Raw genomic sequence first — 22,381 nt, 5'->3', positions numbered from 1 at the left:
AGAGCCAGCCATCACTTTCAAATCAAATCTTTGATAAGGAAATCAAGGTATGTCAGTAGCACCGAAATACACGTACACCCCTGAGCAGGTCACCACAGCATTCAATGAAATAAAAGCGACGCTGTTCAGCGGCATCACGGCCGAGGCAACCCCCAAAATCCTGATCGTTGCCGGGCTGCAAGGGTCAGGCAAAACCTATCTGCTGGAAAAGAACCTGCTGCCTTCAAAACGCTACGACAATTATGTTCGTCTATACCTGCCCGACTACCGCAAGAAACACCCCCAATACGCAGAGATGATCAAACTCGGCGTCTTGCATGCTTATGAGCATACCGAGACATTCGTCCGAGAAGTCAGCACGAAGATCTTTACGCAGGCCTTCACTGGTAAATACAACATCATCATGGAATGTGCGTTCGACAGTATCGATTTCGCGGCCTTTGCGCCGTTGGCGACCGCCGCCGGTTATCAGTTCGAAACTCACATCGTTGGCTGTACTCAAGAGTTTGCTCATGTGTCGAGCATTAAACGAGCGTTCAAAAGCCTTGAAAATCAGGAAATGGAAAGGTTTCTCACGGTATCGACACTGGATGCCAGCATGAGTTATGCGCCTGCGATCATCCTGGCCTTCGAGACGGCTGCGAAGGCGATCAGTGGCGCGCAAATCAATGTGTACGAACGCGGGTTTGGTGAGTTGAACGAGCGAACCTTGATTGCCCAGAGTACCTACTCCAAAGCTACCGACGGTTCCGTCAGCACAACAACAACCAAAGTGGATTTTGCGTACAGCGTCTATTCAAACATCATCGACAACCGTGTCTTTGCGGTGAGCGATCGCGACGAAGTGGTCAAAGAGTGCCATCTGGCCCTGTGCAAGACTGCGACTCATGCTTCGTATGTTCCGAATTTCGTTTACAACGATCTGTATGCCTACATCGTCCAATACGTGAATAGATAACGCTGGGCGACGAGTACCGTTTTTCCGACTTTCCAAATGCGTGGTTTGTCGCATACTCCAAAAAAACGGTAATACCAAGAGGGATCAATGAACGAGGAGCGGACCAAAGCCAACGCCATCGATGACAGTCGTTTTCGCCTGTTGATCGATGCTGTGATTGACTACGCGATCTACATGCTTGATCCCGATGGCTTCATCACCAGCTGGAACGCCGGCGCGAGGCGTTTCAAGGGGTACGAGGAGTCCGAAATCCTTGGTCAGCACTTTTCTCGGTTCTATACCGAAGAGGATCGCCATGTCGGTTTGCCTCAGCGAGCGCTGGACACAGCGACCAGGGAGGGGCGTTTCGAGGGGGAAGGCTGGCGGGTTCGCAAGGACGGCACGCATTTCTGGTGCCACGTCGTCATTGATCCGATTCTCGATCCGTCGGGTAAGTTGCTGGGGTTTGCCAAGATTACCCGCGACCTGACCGACCGCAAAATGGCCGAAGAAGTCCTCAAACAAAGCGAGCAGCAGTTCCGCCTGCTGGTTCAAAGCGTCACTGATTACGCCATCTACATGCTCACCCCTGAGGGTCGCGTGACCAATTGGAATCTTGGGGCTCAGCGAATCAAGGGCTACTTGCCCGAAGAAGTCATTGGCCAGCATTTTTCGATGTTTTACACCCCGCAAGACCGCGAGGCCGGCGAACCACAACGGACCCTGGACACTGCAATACGTGAGGGGCGATTCGAAAACAAAGGCTGGCGCGTGCGCAAGGACGGTACGCGGTTTCTGGCACATGTCGTTGTCGACCCGATTTGGGGCGACACCGGCACGTTACTCGGCTTTGCCAAGATCACCCGTGATATCACCGAAGTCACACAAGCCCAGCAAGACCTGGAGCAAACCCGCGAAGCGCTGTTTCAGGCGCAGAAGATGCAGGTCATCGGTCAACTCAGTGGTGGCATCGCCCACGATTTCAACAACTTGCTGACTGTCATCCTTGGCAATCTGGAGATCATCCGCAAACGCGTCGGGGACGATTCGAGAATCACCCGATTGGTGGATAACGCCACCCAGGGTGCCTTGCGTGGCGTAACCCTGACTCAGCGCATGCTCGCGTTTGCCAGACGCCAGGAGCTCAAGTCCGAACCTGTCGAGATTCCGAAACTGGTGCAAGGGATTACCGGACTGTTGCGCAGCTCCCTCGGGCCTTCCGTGGTGCTCGAAACGCGCTTTTCGCCAGAACTTGAACCGGTCCTGGCCGACGTCAATCAGCTCGAACTGGCGATACTGAACCTGGTGACCAACGCTAGAGATGCAATGCCTTATGGTGGAAAAATCGTGATCAGTGCCCAGACAGATGCTGTTCTGGGCAAGGCGCAGCTTTCCCTGCCGCCCGGTCGTTATGTCTGCCTGAGTGTCACCGATACCGGTGAGGGCATGGATGACGCGACGCTGGCATCGGCAAGGGACCCTTTTTTCACCACAAAGGGCGTTGGCAAAGGTACTGGCCTGGGTCTGTCGATGGTTCATGGTTTTATCGAGCAATTGGGCGGCCGATTCGTTCTCAAGAGCCTGAAGGACAAAGGCACAACCGCCGAACTGTGGATACCCGTCGCCACCGCTGGTTCAGTTGCCAGGCCTGTTGCCGAGGAGCACGCCGCACCGCCCGTGCCCCGACTGTGTGTATTGGTGGTGGACGACGACAGCCTGGTATTGACCAGTACCTGTCTGTTGCTTGAAGACCTGGGGCATCGAGTGATCAGTGCCGCGTCCGGTGCACAGGCGCTGGCCATGTTCGACAGCGAACAGGCAATTGATCTGGTCATCACCGACATGGCCATGCCGCAGATGAATGGCGCGGAACTGGCGCAGGCTATCCGGATCATCAAACCAAGCCTGCCGATCATCCTGGCCACCGGTTTTGCCGAGCGCCTGGAAGGTTTCGCAACCAGACTACCGCGCCTGTCCAAACCCTTTACCCAACTCAATCTCGTGGAAATCATCGCCACGACCATGAAATGACCAAGCGAGATAGTCCATTGCAGACCGCTTTGTCTGTCATTCCAGCTGAACTTGTCGGGAGACGTTACTTCTAAACGCTTTCCATCCCGTGCGTGACTCTTGTGCCCAGAATATTGACCGAGGCCCCGGCCGAAGAAACCCTGACCGAACACAATGCCAAGATGTTCGGTTCACCCAAGGAGCGTCTGGATTTCTACCGCCGGGAAATCCAGTATGAAACCAGCATTGTGGCCAATCGCACCGACGCCTACCTGGCGGCGCAATCGTTTCTGGTGATTGCCTTCGCATCGTGCATGTCTAACCTCAACCCTGAGTGGGGAAAACTGTTCACGCTGGTGGTGCCACCCTTTTTAGCACTGTTGGGAGTGCTCAGTTCGCTCAACGCCTGGCCGGGGATTCGCGCGGCATACGACATCATTGATCACTGGCATTTCAAACAGAGTGAGTTGCTGAGCAGTGAGCCCTTGATGGGGCTTGCTTACGATGAGTCTCCGCTGTTCAGTGAGATGGAATCGTCCCATAAGGGATATCGCAAGTCGTTGCTGTTTTCCGTGCGTACGCCATGGATTTTCGCCATTTTTTGGATGCTGTTGGGCAGCTACGCGGTTTACATCCAGGTGACCAACCCTGGCGCGTGAACCGAACAACCCAAAAGCCCCGGCATATGCCTAATGCCGATCAGTTAAGGAACGACACAATCCGTAGCAGCTGGCGAAGCCTGCGTTCGGCTGCGCAGCAGTCGTGAAACCTGAGTTTGCGGTCTTCCTGAAACACCGCATCGTCTGATTTTACGACTGCTGCGCAGCCGAACGCAGGCTTCGCCAGCTGCTACGGATCGCGTTTTGGCTTAACTGATCGGCATTACGGCATATACCGGGGCTTTTGGGTTCCCTCCACGAGCATCAAGCCGCCAGATTGGCCGCACTCATTTCTTTCTTGTACTGGGCTTTCAAACTTTCCATTTGTGCGCCCAACTCTTCCAGGGTGGCTTTACCCAGCAGCTTTTTCGCCTGAGGAAACATTTCCGTTTCCTCTTCTTCAATGTGATGTTCCAGCAGTTCCTTGACCACTTTTACGCGGCCGGCAAATTCCGGAGTGGACGGGTCGGTGACTTTCAGGTCTGGCAGCACCAGGGAATCAACGGTGCGATGTTCTTCCTTGGCTTCGTAATACATGACGTCCTGCTCCTTACCCCCGGCTTTCTTGTACGCCGGGTACAGGACTTCTTCTTCGAGACGGGTGTGGATAGCGATCTCCATTTCCAGCTTGGCCAGCAACTCGCCGCGCTTTTTGACACCACGTTCAGTGGATTCGCTGAGCTGGGTCAGGATGCCTTTTACGCGTTCATGGTCGGCTTTCAACAGGTCTATGGCGTTCATGGTCGAGTCTCTCCAACGAGTCAGGGGGTGAGCGCGAACGGTCTCAAGGCCGAAAGTCGCTCATAGTCCTGGAGCATTTGTCGTGCCGATTTGCCAGTGAGATAACTTGTTTATAAAACAATAAGTTGAAGTGACTGATGGCGAACTGCGGTCATGCAGCCTGCATGAGTCCGGAAATTGACTCATGCAGTTCGCGGTAAGCGTCAGCTATTTTTATTCTTGCGTTGTTCATATCGAGCGAGGAGGGGTTGAGTGCTGATGCCGTGGAGCAGGATGCTCAATGCGACGACAGACAGTGTGAGGTTGATGCACAGCGTTGCCACCGACGGGTTCAGGCCGTGGTTCAACGAGTAAAACAGGTAATAGAGACTGCCGATGCCGCGTATGCCGAACCAGCCAATCAACATTCGCTGGCGCCCGTTGAGCAAACTGCCCCAAGGCATGGCGACGACGCTCAGTGGTCGTATCAGGCAAAACAACACGCCGGCGATCGGCAACGCACGCCAGTCCCAATGCGCCATCAGCACCACGCCGAGCAACGTCACCAGAAAGACTTCCATGGCCCGTTCCACCAGACTGCCAAAGGCGAGCATGTCGCCCATCATAATTCCCGCGGCGACCTGAGTGTCCTCAAGGCTTGCGGTATCACCATGAACCGCATGTTGCGGCTCGACGTTCTGATGTCCCACGACAGGCTGAACCAGATGCTCGGCGGGAAGTTCGTCGTCGCCCATGGATTTGACTTCTTCGTGGCGCAAACCCAGGCCGGCAGCGAATACCGACAGAAAGCCATAACCGTGAATCGACTCGGCCCCGACATACGCCAGGGCAATCAAGGCGAGGGCGAGGTAGTCATTCGGCGAAAGGGTGCTGTCGTCATTTTTGATGCGCATTAACAAGGTAACGCGGCCAATGCCACGTCCCATCCAGTAGCCGGTGAGCAAACCGGCCGGGACAGCCCACAACAGACTGCGCACCACCCAGTCGCTCAGCCAGCCGGGGTCTCCGTCGTGTTGCACCAGCAGCAGGCCAAGGATGACAAACGGGAAGGCGATCCCGTCATTGAGCCCGGCTTCACCCGACAGCCCGAAGCGCACGCTGTCGTCATCCCGGGCGTCGTTGACTTGCACCAGGGCGGCGAGCACCGGGTCGGTGGGTGCCAGAATCGAGCCGATCAACACGGACGCGCCCCAGGACAATTCGAAGCCGTAATGCAGCAACAGACTGACACCGGCAATGGTCAACACCATGACCGGGCCGGCCAGGCCGTAGGCAATGCGCCAGTTTTTGTCCCTGAGCGGCAAGCGCAGCTTCAAACCACAGACGAATAACGAAAACAGCACCGCGACTTCCGTCAGGTGCTCCATCCAGGTGGACGCATCATCGGTGTCCAGTTTCAACAGCCCGAACCCTGCGGGCCCGATCGCCACACCCAGCACCAGGCACACTGCCGATGTAGTCACCGGCATCCATCGCAGGTACGACGACGTCAGCGCCAGCGTTAGCAGCACCGCACCCAACACCGCCACCCACAAAATGAAACTCATGTTCGGTACTCGTCGGGTGCGTGCCGCGATGTCGTGCCTTTGGCGATCAATCGACGGTCGCGCGCAGGTATTCAGGCGTCAACACGTTGAACCATAGCAGGATCATTGAGACCAGTAGGGTGACCGGCACCAGCAGTCCGACGCTCCAGACGCAAACGGCGTTCAGCTGACTTTGTTCGCCACAGTCAGGCACGGGTCCATTTTCTTTTGGGAACCGGGGACGGGTTGTGGCTGCTTCGGGAAGGGTGGTTTTGGATAGGCAGTCATTGGGAAATCTCCGTTCGCAAGACAGCAGAGTCAAAGGGTTGACCCTGGTGTTTTGCCTTGAGTTCGGTTGGATTTCAGGGGGCTTGCGACACTCCGGAAAACGCACAAGCCCCCCTGTGGGAGCGAGCTTGTTCCGGGCGGCGTTCCGACGATGGCGGAGTATCAGTCGACATAAATGCTGGCTGTTGTGACGCCATCGCGAGCAAGCTCGCTCCCACAGGGGATGTGTCAGGCTTTGCGATTGAGCAAACTGCGTTCCATCCGCGCAATGCCTTCTTCCAGCAATGCCCGTGGGCAGCCGAAATTCAGGCGCACGAATTGTTTGCTGTCATCGCCAAAATCCAGACCAGGGCTCAGCCCGACCTTGGCCTGTTCAAGGAAGAACTGCTGAGGGTTATCCAGTCCCAGCGCCGAGCAATCGAGCCACGCCAGATACGTGCCTTGCGGGATATTCATGGTCACACCCGGCAGTCGGGTGTTGACCGCTTCCACCAGATAATCCCGATTGCTTTGCAGATACGCCTTCAACCCGGCCAGCCAAGGGCCGCCTTCGCTGTAGGCGACGCGCGTCGCTTCCATGCCCATCGGGTTGACGCTGTCGACCATGCCGCAACGGGCGTGGTTGACCTTTGCACGTAAAGCCGAGTCCTGAATGATCATGAAAGACGTCTTCAGCCCGGCAATGTTGTAGGCCTTGCTCGCCGACATCAGCGTGATGGTGCGCTTGGCGATTTCCGGGCTCAGGGAAGCCGTAGGAATGTGCACGCGCCCGTCGAAACACAGCTCGGCATGAATCTCGTCAGAGATGATCCAGGCATCCTGCTCCAGGCAGATGTCGGCGACCGCTTGCAGTTCTTCTCGCGGGAAGACTTTGCCCACCGGGTTATGCGGGTTGCTCAGCAGCAGCGCACCGCCGCCGGTCAGCGCCTGATTCAAGGCAGCGAGTGGCGTGGCGTAAGTGCCGTCCGCCAACGCGTCGAATTCGAGTTCAACCTTGTTCAAACCCCAGTGCCCCGGCGCATGACGCAGCGGCGGGTAGTTCGGGACCTGAACCACGACGTTCTGCTGCGGCTGGACTAGCGCATGCAAGGCCATGTTGAAACCCGACTCCACGCCGGGCAGGAAAATCAATTCCTCAGGCAATACGCGCCAGGCGTACTTGTTCCAGAGGTCGGCGACGATGGCATCGCGCAAGTCATCCTGGGCCACGCTGTAGCCGAGCATCGGGTGTTCCAGACGTTTTTGCAGGGCCTGGATGATCACCGGCGGTGCGGAGAAGTCCATGTCGGCCACCCACATCGGCAACACATCGGCCGGGTAACGGCTCCATTTGGTACTGCCGGTGTTGTGGCGGTCGAACACCTGATCAAAATCGAAAGTCATGCTCAGTCTCATAAAGGGCAGGGTAAATCCGACGCTCATGATAAACGCCAAGCCCCTGTGGGAGCGAGCTTGTTCCGGGCGGCGTTCCGACGATGGCGGCGTATCAGCTTGCATAGATGTTGAATGACCCACCGCTATCGCGAGCAAGCTCGCTCCCACAAGGTTGGGTGTGATGGCTGACGTCCCGGTATTGCCCGATGGTCGGTTTTCACACAGTCAGTTCTAACATTGTCTACAGTTTCAAATGTCGGCAGCCAGACTGCCACAACTGTGTTTGTCCAGAAAAACCCGGCAAAAGTACCGGGTCTCCACCTGACAGGAGTGCACGATGGACCTCAACCGTCGTCAGTTCTTCAAGGTCGCTGGTATCGGCCTTGCGGGCTCGAGCCTCGGCGCGCTGGGCATGGCCCCCGCGACTGCCTTCGCCGAGCAGGTGCGCCACTTCAAGCTTGCCCACACCCATGAAACCCGCAACACCTGCCCGTACTGCTCGGTCGGCTGCGGCGTGATCATGTACAGCCAGGGCGATGCCGCCAAGAACGTCGCGCAAAACATCATCCACATCGAAGGCGATTCCGACCACCCGGTTAATCGCGGCACCCTGTGCCCCAAAGGTGCCGGCCTGCTGGACTTCATTCACAGCCCCGGTCGCCTGCAGTATCCGCAGGTGCGCAAACCCGGCACCACTGAGTGGACGCGTATCTCCTGGGATGAAGCGCTGGATCGCGTCGCCGACCTGATGAAGGCCGACCGCGACGCCAACTTCATCGAGAAGAATGCCCAGGGCCAAACGGTGAACCGCTGGCTGACCACCGGTTTCCTCGCGGCCTCGGCGGCGTCCAACGAAGCGGGTTACATCACCCACAAGGTCATTCGCAGTCTCGGCATGCTGGGGTTTGATAACCAGGCGCGTGTCTGACACGGCCCGACGGTGGCAAGTCTTGCCCCGACGTATGGCCGTGGTGCCATGACCAATACCTGGACCGATATCGGCAACGCGAACCTGATCCTGGTGATGGGCGGCAACGCAGCAGAAGCGCACCCGTGCGGCTTCAAATGGGTGACCGAAGCCAAGGCGCACAACAAGGCACGCTTGATCGTGGTCGATCCGCGTTTTACCCGGACCGCTTCGGTGGCCGACTATTACGCGCCAATTCGCACCGGCACCGACATCGCCTTCATGGGCGGGCTGATCAATTACCTGCTGACTGAGGACAAGATCCAGCACGAGTACGTGCGCGCTTATACCGACGTGTCGTTCATCGTCAAAGCCGGGTTCGGCTTCGAGGACGGGATCTTCAGCGGTTACGACGTCGCCAAACGCGCCTACACCGACAGGTCCGGCTGGGGTTATGAACTCGGTGAAGACGGCTTCGTCAAGGTCGACCCGACCCTGCAAGACCCGCACTGCGTCTATCAATTGATGAAGCAGCATTACAGCCGCTACAACATCCAACTGGCGAGCCAGATTTGCGGCATGCCTGTGGATGCCATGCAGAAGATCTGGGAAGAAATCGCCACCTGCTCGCAACCGGGCAAGACCATGACGATTCTCTACGCGCTGGGCTGGACGCAGCACTCGATCGGTTCGCAGATCATCCGCAGCGCGGCCATGGTGCAATTGCTGCTGGGCAACGTCGGCATGCCGGGTGGGGGCGTCAATGCCTTGCGCGGGCACTCCAACATTCAGGGGCTGACTGACCTCGGCTTGCTGTCCAATTCGCTGCCGGGCTATCTGACGTTGCCGCAGGATGCGGAGCAGGATTACGACGCCTACATCACCAAACGGGTACAAAAACCGTTGCGTCCGGGGCAACTGTCCTATTGGCAAAACTACGGCAAGTTCCACGTCAGCCTGATGAAAGCCTGGTACGGCGCGAATGCCACGCTCGAAAACCGCTGGGCTTATGACTATCTGCCGAAACTCGACATCCCGAACTACGACATCCTCAAAGTGTTCGACCTGATGGGCCAGGGCAAGGTCAACGGCTATATGTGCCAGGGCTTCAACCCCATCGCCGCGTTGCCTGACAAAAACCGGGTGATGGCGGCACTGGCCAAGCTGAAATGGCTGGTGGTGATGGACCCGCTGTCCACCGAGACCTCGGAATTCTGGCGCAATGTCGGGCCGTACAACGATGTCGAAACTGCCGGCATCCAGACCGAAGTGATTCGCCTGCCCACCACCTGTTTCGCCGAAGAAGACGGTTCGTTGGTCAACAGCAGCCGTTGGCTGCAATGGCACTGGAAAGGTGCTGACGGCCCTGGCGAAGCGCGCACTGATGTGCGGATCATGAGCGAACTGTTTATCCGTCTGCGTCAGCGTTACCAAGCCAACGGCGGCGCTTATGCCGAGCCGATCCTCAAACTGTCCTGGCCGTACAAAATCGCCGACGAGCCTTCGCCGGAAGAACTGGCCAAGGAAATCAACGGCTATGCCACCACGGACTTCACCGACGCTACCGGCGCGGCGATCAAGGGCAACGCGCAACTGGCCGGTTTCGGCCAGCTCAAGGACGACGGCAGCACGGCTTCCGGATGCTGGATTTTTTGTGGCAGCTGGACTGAAGCGGGCAACCAGATGGCCCGGCGAGACAACAGCGATCCGTATGGCATGAAGCAACATCAGGGCTGGGCCTGGGCCTGGCCGGCGAACCGACGGATTCTTTACAACCGCGCTTCGTGCGACCCGCAAGGCAAGCCGTGGGACGAGAAAAAACGCCTGGTGTGGTGGAACGGCAAGGTCTGGAGCGGCACCGATGTGCCGGACTTCAAGGCCGACTCGCCACCGGAAGCCGGGATGAACCCGTTCATCATGAACCCCGAAGGCGTCGCGCGGTTCTTCGCGGTCGACAAGATGAACGAAGGACCTTTCCCTGAGCATTACGAACCCTTCGAAACGCCGATCGGCATCAACCCGTTGCACCCGCAAAACAAGAAAGCCACCAGCAACCCGGCGGCGCGGATCTTCGATTCGGTGTGGGATTCCCTGGGCGTGGCCAAGGACTATCCATATGCCGCGACCAGTTACCGGCTGACCGAGCATTTCCACTTCTGGAGCAAGCATTGCAAGCTCAATGCGATTGCCCAACCCGAGCAGTTCGTCGAAATCGGTGAAGTGCTGGCCAAGGAGAAAGGCATCGTGGCCGGCGACCGGGTCCGTGTCAGTTCCAAGCGCGGGCATATAGAAGCGGTGGCGGTGGTGACCAAGCGGATTCGTCCGCTGCAGGTCAACAATCAGGTGGTGCACCAGATCGGTATCCCGCTGCACTGGGGTTTTACCGGGCTCACGCGTCACGGTTACCTGACTAACACCCTGGTGCCGTTCCTCGGCGATGGCAACACTCAGACCCCGGAATCCAAGTCATTCCTGGTCAACGTGGAGAAAGTCTAAATGGCCAGCCAAGACATCATCGCCCGTTCGGCCACCACGACCGTCCCGTCCTCGGTACGCAATCAGGAGGAAGTGGCCAAGCTGATCGACACAACCAAGTGCATTGGCTGCAAGGCGTGTCAGGTTGCCTGCTCGGAATGGAACGAGCTGCGCGACGATGTCGGCCACAACCTCGGCACCTACGACAACCCTCAGGACCTGAGCGCAGAAACCTGGACCTTGATGCGCTTCACCGAGCATGAAACCGACGCCGGTAATCTGGAATGGCTGATTCGCAAGGACGGCTGCATGCACTGCGCCGAGCCCGGTTGCCTGGCGGCGTGCCCGAGCCCTGGGGCGATCATCAAGCATGCCAATGGCATCGTCGATTTCGACCAGGACCATTGCATCGGCTGCGGGTATTGCATCACCGGTTGCCCGTTCAATATCCCGCGAATCTCGCAAAAGGATCACAAGGCCTACAAATGCACGTTGTGCTCGGACCGGGTGGCGGTGGGGCTGGAACCGGCCTGCGTCAAAACCTGCCCGACGGGCGCCATTGTGTTTGGCACCAAGGACGACATGAAAGAACACGCGGCCGAAAGGATCGTCGACCTCAAGAGCCGTGGCTTCGAACACGCGGGACTGTACGACCCAAGTGGCGTCGGCGGTACTCACGTGATGTATGTGCTGCACCATGCCGATGAGCCCCGGTTGTATGCCGGTCTGCCGGACCGACCGACCATCAGTCCGCTGGTGGACCTGTGGAAAGGCGTGAGCAAACCCTTGGGGTTGCTGGCCATGGGCTTGGCGGTGCTGGCCGGGTTCTTCCACTACGTGCGCATCGGGCCGCAACTGGTCGAGGAGGACGAACACCCGAGCATCCCCGATCCCGCCGTGCATGAAATCGATCCATCGGTGCACACCTATGATCCGAAGGGGGAGGACAGGTCATGAACGACAAACCGATCCTTCGCTACACCTCAAACCAGCGCACCAATCACTGGCTGGTGGCGATTCTGTTTTTCATGGCTGCACTGTCGGGGCTGGCGTTGTTTCATCCGGCACTGTTCTGGCTCAGCAACCTGTTCGGCGGCGGCCCGTGGACGCGCATCCTGCATCCGTTCATGGGCGTGGCGATGTTCGTGCTGTTCCTTGGCCTGGTGATCCGTTTCTGGCGGGCGAACTTCTTTATCGCCAACGATCGGTTGTGGCTGAGGCGAGTCGGGCGGGTGATCAAGAATGAGGAGGAGGGCGTGCCACCCATCGGCAAGTACAACCCTGGGCAGAAGCTGCTGTTCTGGACCTTGCTGATGTGCATGTTGGTGCTGTTGTTCAGCGGGCTGGTGATCTGGCGCGCGTACTTCAGCGAGTACTTCGGCATCACCAGCATTCGTTGGGCCATGCTGCTGCATGCGTTGGCGGGTTTCATCCTGGTGCTGAGCATCATTGTTCACATCTACGCCGGCATCTGGATCAAGGGTTCGGTCAGCGCCATGGTGCATGGCGGGGTCAGCCGCGCCTGGGCGAAAAAACACCATGAACTGTGGTACCGCGAAGTGACCCGTGACGAACACCCCGACCGGCCGATCAGCAAAAAAGGATAGCCCCGTGGCGACGATTCTTGAGCCTGGCGAGATCGAAGCGGCGGCGAGTTCACCGCCGTTTCTGCACCTGCCACCGAACAACCTGTTCACCTTGCGCGCCTTGCGTCTGGAGCGTCTGGTCGACGGCCATCCACTGGCCGATTACCTGCGACTGGTGACCGGGCTGTGCCACGTGCAGCAGGGCCTGATGGACGATCCGCCCGTCACCGCCATGCCCGATGCCGAACGCCTGCGCGTGTGCCAGCAACATGGCTTGCCGCCGTTCGCCGCCGACAGTCTGGTACGTGAAGACGATTGGCTGCCGTACCTCGACGCGCTGTTGCAGCGTTACCAGCCACTGCCGCAACCTGCCGTGGAAAAAGCCGTGGCGACCTTGCGCAGCGCCAACGTCGGGCAACGCAAGGCCTGGGCGATTACGTTGGTCAGCGGCCAGTTCACCTTGCTGCCCGCCGCCGTGGTGCCGTTTCTCGGCGCGGCGTTGCAGGTGGCCTGGAGTCATTGGTTGCTGAGTACGCCGGACCTTGCGTTGAAACCCGGCGACAGTCTCAGCCAATGCCCGGCCTGCGGTTCACCGGCCATGGCCGGCGTGATTCGCCATCGCGGCAAGTACAACGGCTTGCGGTATCTGGTGTGTTCGCTGTGTGCCTGCGAATGGCATGTAGTGCGGGTCAAATGCGTGTATTGCGAACAAAGCAAAGGCCTTGAATACGTCAGCCTCGATGACGACCGCTACGCCGCCAATCAGGCTCCGTTGCGCGCGGAGGTCTGTCCCGGCTGCCACAGCTACCTGAAACTGCTTTACCTGGAAAACGACGCCGAGGCCGAAGCGCTCTCGACGGACCTGACCAGCCTGCTGCTGGACATGCGCCTGGAGCAGGAAGGCTACCAGCGTCCGGCGCCGAATCTGTTGCTGGCACCGGGAGGTGACTGAGTTCTACCTACAAACTCTGCGGCTACACTCAGGCGCTACGGTCATTCGTAATCAGGAGCGCCTGATGTCCTCCAGATCCGCCAGCCAAACCCTGCGGCTGCCTTCCATCGACAGTCTGTTGCGCCATCCCGCTTGCCAACCGCTGGCCGAGCGTTATGGGCGCGACGCGTTGCTGGCGAATTTGCGGCTATTGCTGGATGACTTACGTGAACCGGTGCTTTCAGGGCAACTCGACGCCATTGAAATCGCGCCTGAAGTGTTGGCGGGCAGGGCGGGCGAACGCTTGGCCACACAGCATCGCAGCAACGTGCGCCGGGTGTTCAACCTCACCGGCACGGTGCTGCACACCAATCTGGGGCGAGCGTTGTTGCCGGAGGAAGCCATCGACGCCGTGCAACTCGCGGCACGCTACCCACTCAATCTGGAATTCGACCTGCACAGCGGCAAGCGCGGCGACCGGGATGACTTGATCGAAGGCCTGATCCGCGAGCTGACCGGCGCCGAGGCGGTGACGGTGGTCAACAACAATGCCGCTGCGGTGTTGCTGTCACTTAACAGTCTGGGCGCGCGCAAGGAAGGCATCATTTCCCGGGGCGAACTGATCGAAATCGGTGGCGCCTTCCGCATTCCCGACATCATGGCCAGAGCCGGGGTCAGGCTTCACGAAGTCGGCACCACCAATCGCACCCATGCCCGCGATTACGAGGCGGCCATCGGCCCCCGTAGCGGTTTGGTGATGCGCGTCCATACGAGCAACTACAACATCGAAGGCTTCACCGCGCGGGTGCCGACCGCCGAGCTGGCGCAACTCGCGCATAAACACGGCTTGCCGTTACTTGAAGACCTCGGCAGCGGCAGCCTGCTGGACCTGACGCGCTGGGGCTTGCCCGCCGAGCCGACGGTGCGCCAGGCGCTGATCGATGGTGCAGACATCGTCACCTTCAGCGGCGACAAGTTACTGGGTGGGCCACAGGCCGGGTTGATCGTCGGCCGCAAAGACCTGATCGCTAAGATCAAGAAGAATCCACTCAAGCGCGCCTTGCGGGTCGACAAACTGACTTTGGCCGCCCTCGAAGCGGTGTTGGGTCTGTACCGCGATCCTGATCGACTGGCCGAACGGCTGCCGAGTTTGCGCCTGCTGACCCGACCCCAGGCGGATATCCTGGCCCAGGCTGAGCGCCTGCAACCCTCGCTGGCCAAAATCCTGGGCGACGGCTGGAGCGTCAGCGCGGTACCGGCGCTGAGCATGATCGGCAGCGGTAGCCAACCGGTGGCGCGATTGCCGAGTGCGGCTTTATGCCTTCGACCGCATGCGTCCAAACGTTTTCGCGGACGGCAGCTGCACGGGCTGGAAGCGGCCCTGCGTGCGCTGCCGATTCCGGTGCTCGGGCGCATTGATGACGATGCGTTGTGGCTGGATCTGCGGCAACTGGACGATGAGCCGGCGTGGCTGGCGCAACTCGATCAATTACAGGAGACATAGGGTGATCGTCGGCACCGCCGGGCACATCGACCACGGCAAGACTGCCTTGCTCCAGGCCCTGACCGGCCAGGCCGGCGACCGTCGCCGGGAAGAACGTGAACGCGGCATGACCATCGATCTCGGCTACCTTTACGCGGCGCTGGAACCGCAAGCGCCCCTGACCGGTTTTATCGATGTGCCCGGTCATGAGCGCTTCACCCACAACATGCTGGCGGGGGCTCAGGGCATTGATCTGGTGTTGCTGGTGGTCGCGGCCGACGACGGCGTCATGCCGCAGACCCGCGAACACCTGGCCATCGTTGAACTGCTGGGCATCCCTCGGGCGCTGGTGGCGATCAGCAAATGCGACCGGGTCGAACCGTCCAGAGTGCAAGCCGTTCGCGATCAGATCCAGACATTGCTGGCATCGGGGCCTTATGCCAACGCGTCGCTGTTTGCGCTGTCGAGTGTGACCGGGGAGGGCATCGAGACCCTGCGACAAGCCTTGCTCGAGGCACAGCGTGAAGTCGTTCAACGCAGCACCATCGGCGGTTTTCGCCTGGCGATTGATCGTGCCTTCAGCGTGGCCGGCGTCGGTATCGTGGTGACCGGCACTGCGTTGTCTGGCGTGGTGGCGGTGGGCGATACGCTGATGCTCGGCCCGCAGGGCAAACCCGTGCGCGTGCGCGGCCTGCATGCGCAGAATCGGGCCGCCGAAGTCGCAATGGCCGGACAGCGAGTGGCGTTGAACCTGAGTGCCGAACGCTTGGCTCTGGAGCAGATACACCGCGGCCACTGGTTGCTGGCCGAGTGGCTGTTCGCGCCGACCCAGCGAGTGGATGTCGACCTGCATTTGTTAGCCAGCGAACCCAAAGCCTTCGAGCACTTTCAACCTGTGCATGTTCACGTCGGGACTCAGGACGTGACCGGGCGGGTGGCGTTGCTGGAAGGCGCCCGCCTGGCGCCGGGTGAAAGGATGTTCGCGCAACTGCTGCTGAACACGCCGGTGCAGGCCGTGAAGGGCGATCCGTTGATCCTGCGTGACCAGAGCGCCCAACGGACCCTCGGCGGCGCGCGGGTGCTCGACCCGTTTGCACCGACCCGACAACGTCGAAGCCCCGAGCGGCTGGCGCAGCTACACGCCCTCGCCACACGCAAAGAGTTGGAAGACAGCCTTCCGGCGTTATTGTCCAACAGCGACACCGGGCTCGATCCGCTGCGTCTGGAGCGTCAGTTCAACCGCCCCCGCAACACGTGGGTTTTGCCGGATGACGTGCGTCTGGTCGACATTCGCCAAGGTCCGTTGCTGTTCAGTGCGACCCGCTGGGAAGCGCTGAAAGCACCGCTGCTGGAACACCTCGCACGCTTTCATCAACTGGAACCGGATCAAATGGGCCCGGACCGGGATCGCCTGCGGCGGTTCACCGGCACAGCGCTGGACCGTCCGACGTTCATCAGCCTGCTCGACGAGTTACTCGCCGGCGGGGCCATTGCCGCCAGCGGGCCATGGCTGCATTTGCCCGATCATCAGGTGCGTTTGAGCGAAGACGAGGAAGCCCTTTGGCAACACTTGCAACCGTTGTTCGAACAGGCTGGTTTTGATCCGCCGTGGGTGCGTGACCTTGACCATGACGAGGCGGCCGTGCGCTTGCTGCTGTGCAAAATGGCGAGATTGGGATTAGTGCATCAAGTCGTCCGTGACCTGTTCTACACCGACACGGTGATCCGCCGATTGGCGGCTATGCTTGTGCAACTGGCCGCGCAAAACCCGGTGATTCAGGTCACGGCGTTTCGTGATGCCGTGGGCCTGGGTCGCAAGCGCAGCATCCAGATTCTCGAATACTTCGACCGGATCGGCCTGACGCGACGGTTTGGCGACAAGCGCCATATCCGCCTCGACAATGCCTTGGCCCAACGCACCGAGCACTGACTTCAAGGAAGGCAATCGCGCCCGGTGGCGCGGCCGGGCTTCAAACCCGGTTGGGGACGGCATCCGTTCCCGGGCAGGTTCGACTCCGGCTGCCTTCCGCCATTTTCAACACCCTGCGAGGTATTTCACAAGTCATCTTGCTGTTCGAGTTGATGGTGAACCGCGCACTGGATCGACTGGCCCTATCCGAGTAGTCACAGATCCTCTGGAGCGAGGGGGCTTGTCGGAACGCCGCCCCGGTCCGTCCGGCTCTGTAACAGCTGTCGAGCGTGCGAGGCTGCGTAACAGCCGTTAGACAATGCGGTGCGTCAGACTCACCGCGTACTCAGGGTTTACGACTGCTTCGCAGCCGGACGCAGCCTCGCAAGCTCGACAGCTGCTACAAGACAGGCATTGCTGCTGAAATGGCATTACCACAGCGCCCGCGTTTTTCGCGCGGGGCGGTTGATCACTGCATCACATAACGCCCCGGTGCCGACTCAATCGCCAGGTATTGGGCGTTACCGGTATGCAGCACCGAGGGCTGGCGTTCGCCGGACTGTTCAGCCAGCCAGACGAACCAGTCATTCCACCAGCTACCGGAATGTTGCTGGGCGTTCTTGAACCAGGTTTCCGGGTTTTTGGTGACCCGGTTGTTGGTCCAGTAGTGGCGTTTTTCCTTGGCCGGCGGGTTGATCACCCCGGCGATATGCCCTGATGCGCCCAGTACAAAACGCTTGGTCCCGGAGAGCAACTCGGTGCTGGCGTAAGCGCTTCTCCACGGCACGATGTGATCGTCATGGGTGGCGAGGATGTACGCCGGAGCATCGATGGCGCGCAGGTCCAGCTTGACCCCGCAACAGTCCAGCTCACCGGATTTCAGGTCGTTCTGCAGATAGGTGTGGCGCAGATACCAGCAGTACATCGGGCCCGGGAGGTTGGTGCTGTCGTTGTTCCAGAACAGCAGGTCGAGGGGGATCGGTTTCTGACCCTTGAGGTATTTGTCGACGTTGTAGTTCCACCACAAGTCGTTGGGACGCAGCAGCGAGAAGGTATTGCCCATGTCCTCGCCTTTGAACAGGCCGATCGGGCCATCCAGGCCGCCGATGGTGCGCTCGCGGTAAGCCACCAATTGTTCGTCGACAAAGATGTCGATGGGGCCGGTATCGAGGTAGTCGAGGAAGGTGGTCAACAGGCTCACGCTGCCAATCTCGCGGTCACCGCGCGCCGCCAGGACGGCCAGCGCCGAACTCAACAAAGTGCCGCCGATGCAGAAGCCGACGCAATTGGGCCGCTGCTCGCCGCTGATTTCGCGGGTCACTTGCAGGCCTTTGATGATGCCGGTTTCGATCAAGTCATCCCAAGTGGTGCCAGCGTGTTCCTGGTCGAAGTTGCGCCACGACATCAGAAACACCGGATGCCCTTGTTTCAACAGATGGGCAACCATCGAGTTGTCCGGGCGCAGGTCGAGAATGTAGTACTTGTTGATTGACGGCGGCACGACAAACACCGGGCGCCGGTACTGGGTTTCGCTTTGCGGGTAATACTGGATCAGCTGGAAGAGTTCGTTCTCGAAGACCACTTCGCCGGGGGTGTTGGCGAGATCGACACCGACTTTGAATGCACCGGCGTCGCACTGGCGCATCTTGCCTTCTTGCAGGTCGCTGGCCAGGTGCAACAGGCCGGTGATGAGGCTGCTTCCCTGAGTATCGACGACACGTTGCAGCGCATCGGGGTTACTGGCCAGAAAGTTGCTGGGCGCGCCGGCGGCGATGGCTTGTTCCACCAGATAGAGCAGACGCTGACGCGGCTTTTTGTCCGGGATCGCCAACTTCTCCAGCAGCTTCAGCAGAAAACCTGCGTTGAGCAGGTAAAACGCTGCAAGCGAGCCGAACAATGGCTGGCTCCAGTTGCCACTGGCAAAACGTCGATCGTCGAAGCTGAATGGCTGACCGGTCAGCAGTTGCTGGCCAAGTTCGCCCCATTGCTGCTGGTAATCCGATTGAAGGCTGTCCAGGGTGCCGCGCGGCAGGTCAAACCACTCGTTGTATTCCTGGCCGGTAAACCACGGATTGCTACTGACCCAGAGACGTAATTGTTGCACTGCAAAGGAGGCAATGAACGGAACCTGGCCTGACCAGAAGGTGTTGAAGGTATGCGCGTTATTGTCCATGGAACTCCTTGCCCACTCACGTAAACCGGGCAGAAAAAAACCGCGGCGCCGGACTTCGGCGCCGCGTCAGCAACTCAAGCAAACACTCCTGTGTTTCTAGCGCTCGATGACCAGGCTGACACCCTGGCCGCCACCGATGCACAACGTAGCCAAGCCTTTTTTGCCGTCGCGACGAATCAACTCGTGCAACAGCGACACCAGAATCCGCGCGCCCGATGCGCCGATCGGATGACCCAGGGCAATCGCGCCGCCATTGACGTTGACCTTGCTGGTGTCCCAACCCAGTTCCTTGCCGACTGCCAGTGATTGCGCGGCGAACGCTTCATTGGCTTCGATCAGGTCGAGGTCGTCCAGGCTCCAGCCGGCTTTGGTCAATGCCAAACGGGTGGCCGGCACCGGGCCGATGCCCATGATCGCCGGGTCCACGCCAGCGCTGGCGTAAGCCTTGATGCGTGCCAGAACCGGCAAGCCGAGGGCCAGGGCCTTGGCGGCGCTGGCCAGCAACAGCACGGCGGCGCCGTCGTTGAGGGTCGACGAGTTACCGGCGGTCACGCTGCCGTTTTTCTGGAACGCGGGTCTGAGGTTGCCCAGCGCCTGCAATGTGCTGTCTGGACGCGGCTGTTCATCGGTGTCGAAGACCAGCGGCTCACCCTTGCGCTGAGGGATCAGGATCGGGGTGATTTCACGCTTGAAGTAGCCCGCTTCGATGGCCGCAGCGGCTTTCTGTTGCGAGGCTGCGGCGAAAGCGTCCTGGTCTTCGCGACTGAGGTCGTACTTCTGCGCCAGGTTTTCGGCAGTGATGCCCATGTGGTAGTCGTTGAAGGCGTCCCACAAACCGTCCTGAATCACGCTGTCTTGCAGTTGCGCATGACCCAGGCGCAAACCGGTGCGGGCCTTGGGCAGTACATACGGCGCCAGGCTCATGTTTTCCTGACCACCGGCAATGATCAGTTCGGCGTCGCCGCAACGGATGGCCTGGACCGCCAGCTGGACAGCCTTGAGGCCCGAGCCGCAAACCTTGTTCAGGGTCAGGGCAGGGGTGGTATGGGGCAGGCCGGCCTTGATTGCCGTCTGGCGTGCCGGGTTTTGCCCCGAGCCTGCGGTCAGTACTTGGCCGAGGATCACTTCATCGATCTGCGAGCCGTCCAGACCGGTCTCTTCCAGCAAACGGCGAATGACCGCCGCGCCCAGCTCGGTGGCTGGAATCGCGGACAAGGCACCTTGAAAACTGCCAATGGCGGTACGAGTAGCGGCAACGATTACGACTTCGTTCATGCGTGACCTCATTAAGATGTTGTCGAGCGGAAGCAGGGCATCCATGCCCTGACAGGTCTACTGCATGTTCATGCCGCCGTTGACCGAGAAGTCGGCCCCGGTGCTATAGGCCGATTCATCCGAAGCCAGCCAGGCCACGATGGAAGCGATTTCTTCAGGTTGGCCGAGACGCCCAACTGGTGTGGCCGCGATCATGGTGTCGAGAATGTCCGGGCGGATGGCCGCGGTCATGCTGGTCTGGATGTAACCTGGGGAGACGGTATTGACGGTCACGCCCTTGCCGGACACTTCCCGGGCCAGGGCCATGGTGAAACCGTGGATGCCGGCCTTGGCCGCGCTGTAGTTGGTCTGGCCGAACTGGCCGCGCTGACCGTTGATCGAGGAGATGTTGATGACCCGTCCCCAGCCCTTGGCCAACATCCCTTCAATCACCTGTTTGGTGGTGTTGAACAGGCCGCTCAGGTTGGTGCCGATGACCGCGTTCCAGTCTTCGGGCGTCAGTTTGCGAAAGGACGCATCACGCGTGATGCCGGCGTTGTTGACCAAGACATCGATCGGGCCGTACTGCTCACGAGCCATCTCGAACGCTTTGCGCGTTGATTCCCAATCGGTGATGTCGCCATAGATGCATTCGAATTGATAACCCGCCGCCAGTTGACCGGCTATCCACTCATTCTTGCGAGCGGAATCAGAGCTGCAGCCCACGATGACCTTGAATCCTTCCTTGTACAGGCGTTGGCTTATCGCAGTGCCAATCCCACCCATACCTCCCGTGACCAACGCAATACGACCAAGCGACTTCATAGGCTCTCTTCCTTTTTGTATTTTGCGCTGCAAGATGGGGGATTGTTCGGTATTGGCGGGGCGTGCGGAAGTGTTGAGAGGTGACGGTCTGGTGTCCAACGGTGCCATGACCTTGTAATGCCCGGCTGGCTAAATATGAGGAGTACCTATACTGGGATCAATATTGGTAAGGGAACGATCCGTTAGTCTTTGATTCATCGCAGATCAGTCATGGCTCCGGACAGGATGTTCGGTTCCACAGGTCATTGAGGACGCCATGTATAGAATGAGTTCAGGCTATGCCAGCGTGCTGGTAAATACGCTCTTGGCTCAAGGACTGGATGTTGCCAGTCTGTGTCAGGAGGCTGAACTAGACATGAAGCTCGCGGACAAACCAGGAGCGTTTTGCGAGCGAAAGGCTATCTATCGACTATGGGATCTGGCCGCTCAGGCTTCGGGTGATCCAAACATTGGCTTGAAGGCCTATGGAAGTTTCCACCCCGGCAGCTTTCAGATCGTCGGCTACACCATGATGTCCAGCCTGAATCTGAAAAAAGCCCTTGAACGACTGGTCCGTTTCAGTCCGTTGATCGGCACCGGATTCAGCCTTTTCTTTACATCGGAACAGCAGAATTACCGACTGTCCGGACTCGATCATCAACAAAAAGGCTCGGTCAAACCTCGCCAATACACCGATGCAGCGCTGGCTTCATTGCTGGGTTTCTGCCGTAAGCTGGCGGGCGGCAACGCACCGCAACCCTTGAGCGTGGGATTCACCTATCCCGAACCTGAAGACACGTCCGAGCATCGTCGGCTGTTTGGCTGCGACCTGCATTTCGACGCGCCTTACGACAGCATTTTGTTTGACGGTCAGGAACTGATGCGTCCGTTGAACATGGCCAATGAAGCGTTGGCGGTGCTGCATGATAGTTTTGCCGAGGCTCAACTGGACCTGCTGTTTGGTTTTTGCATCGTCGGCAGGATTCGCGCGCTGATTACCGAGCGGTTGAGTCAGGGCCAGGGGCAGTGCGACATGGAGTCGATCGCGGCGCACTTGAACATCAGCAAGCGGACATTGCAGCGCGCGCTGGAAAAGGAAGGGACGCAATTCAAGGACGTGCAGAACGCGGTGCGCCGGCAATTGGCCGATTTCTACCTGCGCCATTCTCACTTCAACATGAAGCATGTCGCGTATCTCCTTGGTTTTCATGATCACAGCAGTTTCAACAAAGCCTGTAGCCGCTGGTTTGGCATGACACCCGGTCAGTATCGGGCCGATGAATCGTTTGAAATCGAGGAAGCCGCGCCTGTCTGACGCGGTTGC

16 protein-coding genes, 1 tRNA gene and 1 pseudogene are annotated in these 22,381 nt (G+C 59.2%); 11 read left to right on the top strand and 7 right to left on the bottom strand.

Features of this window, described 5'->3' with window-relative positions; translation table 11 throughout:
* Window positions 1–49: 49 nt before the first annotated feature.
* The 3 genes from VD17_RS19610 (at window position 50) to VD17_RS19600 (ending at window position 3,606) form a co-directional block, all read left to right on the top strand.
* Entirely contained in the window at window positions 50–958 is a 909-nt protein-coding gene (locus tag VD17_RS19610) for a zeta toxin family protein (RefSeq protein WP_046055246.1), read from the top strand.
* A gap of 87 nt (window positions 959–1,045) precedes the next feature.
* A complete protein-coding gene (locus VD17_RS19605; protein ID WP_046055245.1) occupies window positions 1,046–2,968 on the top strand; it encodes a hybrid sensor histidine kinase/response regulator in 1,923 nt (640 codons plus the stop codon).
* A 101-nt stretch (window positions 2,969–3,069) separates the two neighbouring features.
* A complete protein-coding gene (locus VD17_RS19600; RefSeq protein WP_046055257.1) occupies window positions 3,070–3,606 on the top strand; it encodes a hypothetical protein in 537 nt (178 codons plus the stop codon).
* 264 nt (window positions 3,607–3,870) lie between these two features.
* Here the strand turns inward: VD17_RS19600 and VD17_RS19595 are convergent, their stop codons facing one another.
* The 4 genes and pseudogenes from VD17_RS19595 to VD17_RS19585 all read right to left on the bottom strand — a co-directional run bounded on the left by VD17_RS19595 (window position 3,871) and on the right by VD17_RS19585 (window position 7,544).
* On the bottom strand, window positions 3,871–4,347 hold the full coding sequence (locus VD17_RS19595; RefSeq protein WP_046055244.1) for a hemerythrin domain-containing protein: 477 nt from the start codon (window positions 4,345–4,347) through the stop codon (window positions 3,871–3,873).
* A gap of 203 nt (window positions 4,348–4,550) precedes the next feature.
* Window positions 4,551–5,894, bottom strand: coding sequence for a cation:proton antiporter (locus VD17_RS19590; RefSeq protein ID WP_046055243.1), 1,344 nt, complete (start codon window positions 5,892–5,894; stop codon window positions 4,551–4,553).
* A gap of 169 nt (window positions 5,895–6,063) precedes the next feature.
* Window positions 6,064–6,161: pseudogene (locus VD17_RS32280) on the bottom strand (NAD(P)-dependent oxidoreductase); the annotation flags it as partial.
* Between the two features lie 228 nt (window positions 6,162–6,389).
* Window positions 6,390–7,544 (bottom strand): MalY/PatB family protein, encoded by a 1,155-nt coding sequence (locus VD17_RS19585; protein WP_046055242.1) that lies wholly within the window; start codon window positions 7,542–7,544, stop codon window positions 6,390–6,392.
* A 328-nt stretch (window positions 7,545–7,872) separates the two neighbouring features.
* Here VD17_RS19585 and fdnG point away from each other — a divergent pair, with 328 nt between their 5' ends.
* From fdnG to VD17_RS19545, 7 genes are all read left to right on the top strand, one after another.
* On the top strand, window positions 7,873–10,938 hold the full coding sequence (gene fdnG / locus VD17_RS19575) for a formate dehydrogenase-N subunit alpha (RefSeq protein ID WP_185753188.1): 3,066 nt from the start codon (window positions 7,873–7,875) through the stop codon (window positions 10,936–10,938).
* Entirely contained in the window at window positions 10,939–11,874 is a 936-nt protein-coding gene (gene fdxH, locus VD17_RS19570) for a formate dehydrogenase subunit beta (RefSeq protein ID WP_046055240.1), read from the top strand.
* Window positions 11,871–12,524, top strand: a complete 654-nt coding sequence (locus VD17_RS19565) for a formate dehydrogenase subunit gamma (protein ID WP_046055239.1) — start codon at window positions 11,871–11,873, stop codon at window positions 12,522–12,524. The genes fdxH and VD17_RS19565 overlap by 4 nt, the downstream gene beginning before the upstream one ends.
* Window positions 12,525–12,528: 4 nt before the next feature.
* Complete coding sequence (fdhE, locus tag VD17_RS19560; RefSeq protein ID WP_046055238.1) at window positions 12,529–13,455, top strand: formate dehydrogenase accessory protein FdhE; 927 nt, start codon at window positions 12,529–12,531, stop codon at window positions 13,453–13,455.
* A 64-nt stretch (window positions 13,456–13,519) separates the two neighbouring features.
* Window positions 13,520–14,938: an L-seryl-tRNA(Sec) selenium transferase gene (gene selA, locus VD17_RS19555; protein ID WP_046055237.1), complete on the top strand. Its 1,419-nt coding sequence runs from the start codon at window positions 13,520–13,522 to the stop codon at window positions 14,936–14,938.
* A 1-nt stretch (window position 14,939) separates the two neighbouring features.
* A complete protein-coding gene (gene selB, locus VD17_RS19550) occupies window positions 14,940–16,847 on the top strand; it encodes a selenocysteine-specific translation elongation factor (RefSeq protein ID WP_046055236.1) in 1,908 nt (635 codons plus the stop codon).
* A 6-nt stretch (window positions 16,848–16,853) separates the two neighbouring features.
* Window positions 16,854–16,949, top strand: a tRNA-Sec gene (locus VD17_RS19545).
* 346 nt (window positions 16,950–17,295) lie between these two features.
* On the opposite strand, the gene phaC is transcribed toward VD17_RS19545, so the two are convergent.
* The 3 genes from phaC to phbB all read right to left on the bottom strand — a co-directional run bounded on the left by phaC (window position 17,296) and on the right by phbB (window position 21,078).
* Window positions 17,296–18,999: a class I poly(R)-hydroxyalkanoic acid synthase gene (gene phaC / locus VD17_RS19540; RefSeq protein WP_046055235.1), complete on the bottom strand. Its 1,704-nt coding sequence runs from the start codon at window positions 18,997–18,999 to the stop codon at window positions 17,296–17,298.
* A 96-nt stretch (window positions 19,000–19,095) separates the two neighbouring features.
* The gene (locus tag VD17_RS19535) at window positions 19,096–20,274 is read right to left on the bottom strand and encodes an acetyl-CoA C-acetyltransferase (RefSeq protein ID WP_046055234.1); all 1,179 of its coding nucleotides are present in this window, start codon (window positions 20,272–20,274) and stop codon (window positions 19,096–19,098) included.
* 57 nt (window positions 20,275–20,331) lie between these two features.
* On the bottom strand, window positions 20,332–21,078 hold the full coding sequence (gene phbB, locus VD17_RS19530; protein ID WP_046055233.1) for an acetoacetyl-CoA reductase: 747 nt from the start codon (window positions 21,076–21,078) through the stop codon (window positions 20,332–20,334).
* Window positions 21,079–21,334: 256 nt separating this feature from the next.
* On the opposite strand from phbB, the gene VD17_RS19525 reads away from it, so the two are divergent.
* Window positions 21,335–22,372, top strand: coding sequence for an AraC family transcriptional regulator (locus tag VD17_RS19525; RefSeq protein WP_046055232.1), 1,038 nt, complete (start codon window positions 21,335–21,337; stop codon window positions 22,370–22,372).
* Window positions 22,373–22,381: the final 9 nt, after the last annotated feature.

Origin of the sequence: Pseudomonas fluorescens (genome assembly GCF_000968015.1) — a bacterium.
In the GTDB taxonomy this organism is placed as follows: domain Bacteria; phylum Pseudomonadota; class Gammaproteobacteria; order Pseudomonadales; family Pseudomonadaceae; genus Aquipseudomonas; species Aquipseudomonas fluorescens_W.
This window is presented reverse-complemented; position numbering and strand designations above follow the sequence as displayed.

Coding starts and splice junctions, on each gene's coding strand:
- VD17_RS19610 (WP_046055246.1), top strand. CDS start 50: ATGTCAGTAGCACCGAAATACACGTACACCCCTGAGCAGGTCACCACA.
- VD17_RS19605 (WP_046055245.1), top strand. CDS start 1,046: ATGAACGAGGAGCGGACCAAAGCCAACGCCATCGATGACAGTCGTTTT.
- VD17_RS19595 (WP_046055244.1), bottom strand. CDS start 4,347: ATGAACGCCATAGACCTGTTGAAAGCCGACCATGAACGCGTAAAAGGC.
- VD17_RS19590 (WP_046055243.1), bottom strand. CDS start 5,894: ATGAGTTTCATTTTGTGGGTGGCGGTGTTGGGTGCGGTGCTGCTAACG.
- VD17_RS19585 (WP_046055242.1), bottom strand. CDS start 7,544: ATGACTTTCGATTTTGATCAGGTGTTCGACCGCCACAACACCGGCAGT.
- fdxH (WP_046055240.1), top strand. CDS start 10,939: ATGGCCAGCCAAGACATCATCGCCCGTTCGGCCACCACGACCGTCCCG.
- VD17_RS19565 (WP_046055239.1), top strand. CDS start 11,871: ATGAACGACAAACCGATCCTTCGCTACACCTCAAACCAGCGCACCAAT.
- selA (WP_046055237.1), top strand. CDS start 13,520: ATGTCCTCCAGATCCGCCAGCCAAACCCTGCGGCTGCCTTCCATCGAC.
- phaC (WP_046055235.1), bottom strand. CDS start 18,999: ATGGACAATAACGCGCATACCTTCAACACCTTCTGGTCAGGCCAGGTT.
- VD17_RS19535 (WP_046055234.1), bottom strand. CDS start 20,274: ATGAACGAAGTCGTAATCGTTGCCGCTACTCGTACCGCCATTGGCAGT.
- phbB (WP_046055233.1), bottom strand. CDS start 21,078: ATGAAGTCGCTTGGTCGTATTGCGTTGGTCACGGGAGGTATGGGTGGG.
- VD17_RS19525 (WP_046055232.1), top strand. CDS start 21,335: ATGTATAGAATGAGTTCAGGCTATGCCAGCGTGCTGGTAAATACGCTC.